This window comes from Bartonella sp. MU70NMGDW (assembly GCF_042194085.1).
In the GTDB taxonomy this organism is placed as follows: domain Bacteria; phylum Pseudomonadota; class Alphaproteobacteria; order Rhizobiales; family Rhizobiaceae; genus Bartonella; species Bartonella grahamii.
Genome location: NZ_JBHIMK010000090.1, coordinates 1 through 6,412 on the forward strand (window position 1 = coordinate 1; position 6,412 = coordinate 6,412).

Sequence of the window (6,412 nt, forward strand, 5' to 3'; positions counted from 1 at the left end):
AAAGAGGCAAGACAAGCAGCAGCTGTTGGTTTAGCGGTAGCTGGTTTACGCTATAGTGATATTCCTGGAAAATTAACAATCGCATTTGGGAGTGGTTTGTGGCGCAGTCAATCTGCTTTTGCTTTTGGTGCAGGTTATACTTCAGAGAACGGTGATATTGGTTCCAACTTGTCAATTACCACTTCTGGAGGGCACTGGGGTATAAGTGCAGGGGTTAATGTGATACTCAACTAATAAACGATTAAATCCATAAAATTGAATTGCCTTTTTCTTATTTAAGAAAAGGGCAAATTTTTTACCTTCTTCCAGAGTTCTCTAAAGCTATTCTAAATGTAAAAACTCTCGTAATTATATAAAATCCGAATATAAAAAGCTTATTACAAATTTTGTTGAGAATAAAAGACCTTAGTGGTAAAGATTCAAAAAATTGATTGCTATTTTTCTTTGATAATTAGGTAATAATCTTATTGCTCTATCCTATTATTTTGATTTATTAAAATGCTTCAAGCAATGTAAATACGAATATACCCTTTATTAAAAGAAGACAGTTTTAGCTTTTATTTGCGTATAGTTTTAAACGTATGCTTTATTTTGATATCGTTATAACTTTTCATTGAAAGTCTTGTTTTTTAAATGACAAATTATCTTAAGAATAGAATAATTCAAAATATTATGTTTTTTTAATCAGTTTCCTTTTTTGTAGCTTCATAGTAAAAGTTTAATTTCTCCAAATTGTTTTAATCTAATTACGAGTATGAAAAGCAAATAGTGCAAATTCTTACAATTCAAAATATGTCTTTTTATGTTTTAGACATGGTTTTTTGTTAAGGGTTTGTTATGAAAAAATTATTGATCATATTCAAGGGAAATAGCTCAAGTTTTCAGCGTTTATTTTATCGGTTGTTTGTAGCAACGTTTTCATTGGGAGTTGTGATAGTTGTTTTTTTATCGAATGCTATTCCTGTTTTGGCGAAAAATTGATATAATAGAACAGCTGCTTCAAGCCATGGAAAAAGCAACAAAGAGCTATTCTCAAGGAAAAATGCTCCTTTCTGTGTATGCTAACTCTAACAGCATTGGGGCTCTCTCAAAAGGTTTTGATTTATTAAAAGCAAGTTATTTAACAGCACTTAATACAGCAGCAATGGCACCAATAGTGGATGATTCTACAGATTATAGTGGCTATATCAATTTTCTCGTCAATACGCTTTCTATTAAGAGTAAGGATGGTTTTAGTGAGAGATTTCTTACCGATTCGCAATTGGTTATGAACAATAACTCTACAATTACAATGAGTTCTGAAAACAACGAAGATGCAAGGATTATCGATGGATCTGACACCTTGCGACATGATTTCATTACAAGAATGCAACGATTTACAGGTATGCAACGTACTCCAAACACAAGTATTGCTTTAGGTAGTGGAACGCAAGGGGAAAAAGAATGGAGCGTTACTGTAGGCAATATGGCTCACGCTTTGGGGAAAAGCAGTGTCGCAATAGGTGGTGAATATAATAAGAAGAGCAAATATGGAGATAATAATTATACAACTGCGAAGAGTGATTATTCAATAGCTGTAGGAGCCGTTTCTAAAGCCCTAGGGTATGGTTCGATTGCTCTTGGGTGCATATGCATTTTCTCAAGAAGCTATTTTATAGGTTCCTATTCTAACGTGACGGTTGATGGGGTGTTGCTATCGGGAACAACTCTGTGCCTGGTAGGGCTGCTGGCGTTTTTGGGTATATGTCTCTTCTGCAAGGACCGGCTAAAAACACCGAATCTCAATAGAAAAGTACGAAAGGTGAAGTGAATATTGGTATTCTTAGTAAGAACATAACGCGACAAATTATAGGCGTAGCAGCTGGTAGCAAACCTGCCGATGCAGTGAACCTTAGACAGTTGCAGGATTTAGAAGAAGTCGTAAGAAAAAAGGTTGGAAACTGTCTATTGCTGGTGAGACAGCTAAAGATTTTGGTGCCAGATAGTACAATAAATTTTCATTCGGAGGAAGTAATCTCAAGGTTAAAAGAGATAAGGACGATGAAAATAAGCTCATATTTGGTTTGGCTAATGACATAGTATTGAAAAGCATAACATTAGGAGAGAAAACAAAAGTAGATGCAATAGGCTTAGTAATTATTGATGTCCCGCAAATAACTACCGGTAGTATTAATGCGGTAAGTAAAAAGTAACAAATGTTGCAGAAGGAACTCGCAATACTGATGCAGTGAATTTTTCACAACTGAAGGAAGTAAAAAAAATAAGTAGCAGTGAGTATTTTTGTAAAACAGGAAACAGCAACGAAACACATTAACATTGGTAAGGATATAGATGGTGATAAAATTGATATTGCGAATAAAAGTGATAAATTACGGATAATTTCTGGTTTTAAGAAAGCAAAGAGAGATAAAGCATCAATGATGCTGTTAGTAAAAAAACAGCTTGAAGAAAGTTTAGAGAAACTTGCTAATGATTCTGCTGTTGTTTATTATGATAAAGAAAATAATGAAAATGGCACTATTAATTATGAAGGTGTGACTTTTGGAAAAACTACAGCTCCCGCTGCACTTCATACTGTAGCAAATAAAATTACGAAAAATTCCACCGATGTTGTCAATGGCGGTCAGCTTTATTCATTGGGTGATAAAGTTGCGAAATCTTTAGGTAGTGGAGCATCTTTTAGCGACGGTATTTTTACAGCTCCCACTTATAAATTATCATCAGATTGATGAAAAAGGTGCGGTAATAGGGAAATCATATAGCTACTCTAACTTATTTTACAGGTTTTGATCACAATATCAAGAATATAAATAATCGTATTAAAGGAGTCTCTGAGGGGGTGTGCAGGATTCTTTGTCATGGAGCACAAAGGATCAAGATTTTGTTGCAAAACATGGAGAGAAGCAAGAAAACAGCAAGATCACATTCCTTTCGGCAGAAGTTATTACAAAGAGTTCCACGGATTCTGTGACGGGGTGGAAAACTTTATTCACTAAATCAAACGCTTGCAAAATATTTTGGCGGTGGTGCTAGATATGAGAATGAAGAATGGACAGCACCAAATTTCAAGCTATAGAACCTTTGAAGAGAACAGCTATGATAATATTGCAGCAGCTTTTGCTGGCATAAATAGTGTTTTCGCGAAGCTTCATAATGAAATTTCTGGCAACATCGAGAAAAATGCTTTGTTATGGAGTAATGGAGCAGGGGCATTTGTGGCTCGGCATGGAAAAGACGAAAAAAAAGCTATAACGATATTGCTAATGCATTTAATGCAGGTCGTGGCGTTGATAAGAATAAGAAGGCGAGTAAGATTATCAATGTAGAGGGTGGAAAGGTAGAAGAAGGCTCGAAAGAAGCAGTAAACGGTGATCAGTTATATGATTACACAGAACAGCAGATGAAGACGGTTCTTGAAGATGCCAATAAGTATACGGATGAGCAAGTTTCTCATCTTGTAAAAGATGGAGTTAGTGAGGCTAATTCGTATACGGATATGAAGTTTGCAACGTTAAGTTATACTGTTGAGGATGTTCGGAAAGAGGCAAGACAAGCAGCAGCGATAGGTTTAGCAGTGTCTAATTTAAGTTATGATGATACTCCTGGAAAAATCAGTCTATCATTTGGTGGTGGTTTATGGCGCAGTCAATCCGCATTTGCTATTGGCGCTGGTTATATGTCTGAAAGTGGAAGAGTTCGCTCTAACATATCTGCAACGAGTGCTGGAGATCATTTTTGGATAGGCGCAGGGTTTAGGGTAACACTGAATTGACAATAAACAAATCCTAACCATTAACTTTGCTAACATTTTGTTTTTATTGCTCTTAATGAGAGATGGGAGAGTATAGTAGGCGCGCGCATGAGGTACCGTTACGGTGAACATAAGCAGCAATTAACATGAGTTACAATATTTTATGATATTAAGACAGTTCAGAAAGAAGTAAGACAGACGGCCTCCGTTGGTTTAGCAGTATCGAATTTAAGTTATGAAGATACCCTTGGTCTTTAAGCGTTTCATTTGGTACGGATGCATTGGTGTAGTCCATCCGTCTTTGCTATCGGAGCTGGTTATATGTCAGAAGATGGAAAAATCTGCTCCAATCTCTCCGCAACGAGTTCTGGTGGTCATTGGGGTGTAGGTATTGGGCTTAATTTAATACTGAACTAGATAAGCAAAAAACTTTTCTTAAATATGCTCTTTGCCCTTGCCTCATCAAAGCGGGGGCATTTTAGTAAAAAGCTTTCATAAATCCTCTAATGAAGTAAAAAATCTTATTCACGAAAAATAAACTGATGCCTAAACGGATGATCAATAGGTACAAAAATTATATCTCTTTCAAAGAGGTCAAAGCTAAAAACAACGCACAACCTTTGGTAGAAAAAGCGAAGTTAATTCTAATATTAAGTATTTTTTTACCTTCCTTAAATTGACTTTCACGAACTTGCCTCTAACTACCCTCTAAAGACGCTGTAGAAACAACAGTTTATGTCTTAATTTTATTTATGTCCTAAAACACGCTGTAAAAGCAGGAACACACAAGGGAAATAAGAAAGCTTTAGAGTTCTAGAGCATACCTTTTTTGTGTTTTTAATCTATTATTATGAAGGGGGTTTTTATGAAAAAATTATATACTACACAAAATCTGCGTGATTTGAGGTTTTCTCGTTCACATCATCGATCATCATTGTTTAAAGTAGCTTCGTTGGGAACTGCGGTGGCATTGTTTTTATCGAATGCTTCTCCTGTTTTTTCAGCAAATCTCGATTTAACAAAAGCATCTCTTGAAAGTATGAAGAATGCCGCTGTGGTTTATCCGCAAAGCATTATCTCTGCGTATGATTACTATGATGGTGATAAGGAAAATTATTTAACAGCATTGAATGTGGCAATGATGCCAAAAGTTGACGCTTCTGATGACGATGCAAATTTTTTAACCAAAACCCTTTCTGGTATAAGTAATGATGATCCTATTGTGAATGTTTTGAGGGCAGATGACAAAAACTCATTGGAAAGAACATTAGATACAGGCGGGCAATATAAAAAATTGATCATCAGTTCACAGGATGGTGAGAATACAGCGATTATTGATGCATTGAATCCTTCGCGCAATGACTCTATGGCTAGAATGCAGCGCGATACAGATATGCAACGTGACGTACAGGGTACTAGTGTCATATTTGGTAATGATATAACAAAGGCCGAAAAACTCCATAAGGATAGTGATATTACTGCTCTTGGCGCCAAAATAATAGTCAATGCTCCCGATGAGGTTGCTGTTGGTTATGGTGCGCAGGTGGATAATAGCTATACTGTTGCTGTAGGGTTTGGGCCTGAAACGCGGGCGTATGGAAATGTTATTCTTGGGGACGGTTCTGGGACTGTTACGGCTCTGGGTGCTCCCGGTTTCGATCCTTTCACTAAAAGCAACTCAATGCTACAGGATGAGATATGGAAAAGTAATGCGGGTCCAGCAACTATCGGTAATTATCGCAATAAAATGACGCGCCAGCTTGAAGGGGTGGCAGCTGGTAGTTATGATACTGATGCTGTGAATGTTGGGCAGTTAAAATCATTACAAAAATACGTAGATCAAGGTTGGACACTATCTGTTGGGGGTAAAGATGCTAAAGCCGTTGGTATAAAAGATACCGTAGATTTGTCAGCTGCAAGTGACAACCTTACGATTACAAAAGGTGAGGAAGACAATAATGTGACATTTGATCTAGCTAAGAATATTACAGTGGCAAGTGTCACTGCAGGGAACGCCTCTATGAGTAGTGATGGCTTTCTGTTTGCTGGTGGGGCTAAAATAACTGTGGATGGTATTGATGCTGGCGAACAAAAGATTACAGGAGTAGCAGCTGGGAAAGAAGCTGATGATGCAGTGAATTTTGCGCAGCTACAAGAGATAAAAAATCAAATAGCAGAAAATAGTTTTGTTAAGCAAGATGATGGAGAAGAAGGTCGTATCACCATTGGTATGGCAACAGGTGGTTCTGAAATCAATATTGCAAATAAATCGGGTGAAGATAGGATAATTTCCGGTGTAAGGGCTGCTGTAAACAATAATGACGCTGTTAATAAACAACAGCTCGATGGTCAGATTGCAGATGTTGTTGACACCATAAAAAGCAATAGCCTTGTTAAGCGAGAAGAAGAGACAAATCGTATTACTATCGGTAAGAATATAGAAGGCGCAGAGATTAATGTTGCAAACAAGTCCGGTGATGCTCGTACAATTTCCGGTGTGAAAGAAGCAGTTAATGATGATGAAGCTGTTAATAAAAAACAACTTGATGGTGAAATTGCAGATATCACGGACAGTATTAAGGTCATTAAAGAAGCAAATAGCTTTGCAGTTCTTTATGATAAAAATGCAGATGGTACCATTAATTATAATAGTGTGACTTT

The 6,412-nt window shown here is 36.8% G+C and carries 6 protein-coding genes and 4 pseudogenes; all 10 read left to right on the forward strand.

Annotation, left to right across the window (positions count from 1 at the left end; all coding sequences use genetic code 11):
• Nucleotides 1-234 (forward strand): YadA-like family protein (locus ACFIKE_RS07715; RefSeq protein ID WP_375649056.1); only part of this gene is annotated, 234 nt, incomplete at its 5' end.
• Between the two features lie 603 nt (nucleotides 235-837).
• Nucleotides 838-981 (forward strand): hypothetical protein, encoded by a 144-nt coding sequence (locus ACFIKE_RS07720; RefSeq protein WP_375627466.1) that lies wholly within the window; start codon nucleotides 838-840, stop codon nucleotides 979-981.
• A gap of 61 nt (nucleotides 982-1,042) precedes the next feature.
• Nucleotides 1,043-1,810, forward strand: a complete 768-nt coding sequence (locus tag ACFIKE_RS07725) for a hypothetical protein (RefSeq protein ID WP_375649058.1) — start codon at nucleotides 1,043-1,045, stop codon at nucleotides 1,808-1,810.
• Nucleotides 1,807-2,079: a hypothetical protein gene (locus tag ACFIKE_RS07730; RefSeq protein ID WP_375649060.1), complete on the forward strand. Its 273-nt coding sequence runs from the start codon at nucleotides 1,807-1,809 to the stop codon at nucleotides 2,077-2,079. The genes ACFIKE_RS07725 and ACFIKE_RS07730 overlap by 4 nt, the downstream gene beginning before the upstream one ends.
• A gap of 145 nt (nucleotides 2,080-2,224) precedes the next feature.
• Nucleotides 2,225-2,314 (forward strand): annotated as a pseudogene (locus ACFIKE_RS07735) (hypothetical protein); the annotation flags it as partial.
• Nucleotides 2,271-2,729, forward strand: coding sequence for a hypothetical protein (locus ACFIKE_RS07740; protein ID WP_375649063.1), 459 nt, complete (start codon nucleotides 2,271-2,273; stop codon nucleotides 2,727-2,729). The pseudogene ACFIKE_RS07735 and the gene ACFIKE_RS07740, both read left to right, overlap by 44 nt.
• A 306-nt stretch (nucleotides 2,730-3,035) precedes the next feature.
• Nucleotides 3,036-3,326, forward strand: coding sequence for a hypothetical protein (locus ACFIKE_RS07745; RefSeq protein ID WP_375649065.1), 291 nt, complete (start codon nucleotides 3,036-3,038; stop codon nucleotides 3,324-3,326).
• A pseudogene (locus tag ACFIKE_RS07750) lies at nucleotides 3,314-3,772 on the forward strand (YadA-like family protein); the annotation flags it as partial. The gene ACFIKE_RS07745 and the pseudogene ACFIKE_RS07750, both read left to right, overlap by 13 nt.
• Nucleotides 3,773-3,913: 141 nt before the next feature.
• Nucleotides 3,914-4,168, forward strand: a pseudogene (locus tag ACFIKE_RS12265) (YadA-like family protein); the annotation flags it as partial.
• A 448-nt stretch (nucleotides 4,169-4,616) separates the two neighbouring features.
• Nucleotides 4,617-6,412, forward strand: a pseudogene (locus tag ACFIKE_RS07760) (hypothetical protein); the annotation flags it as partial.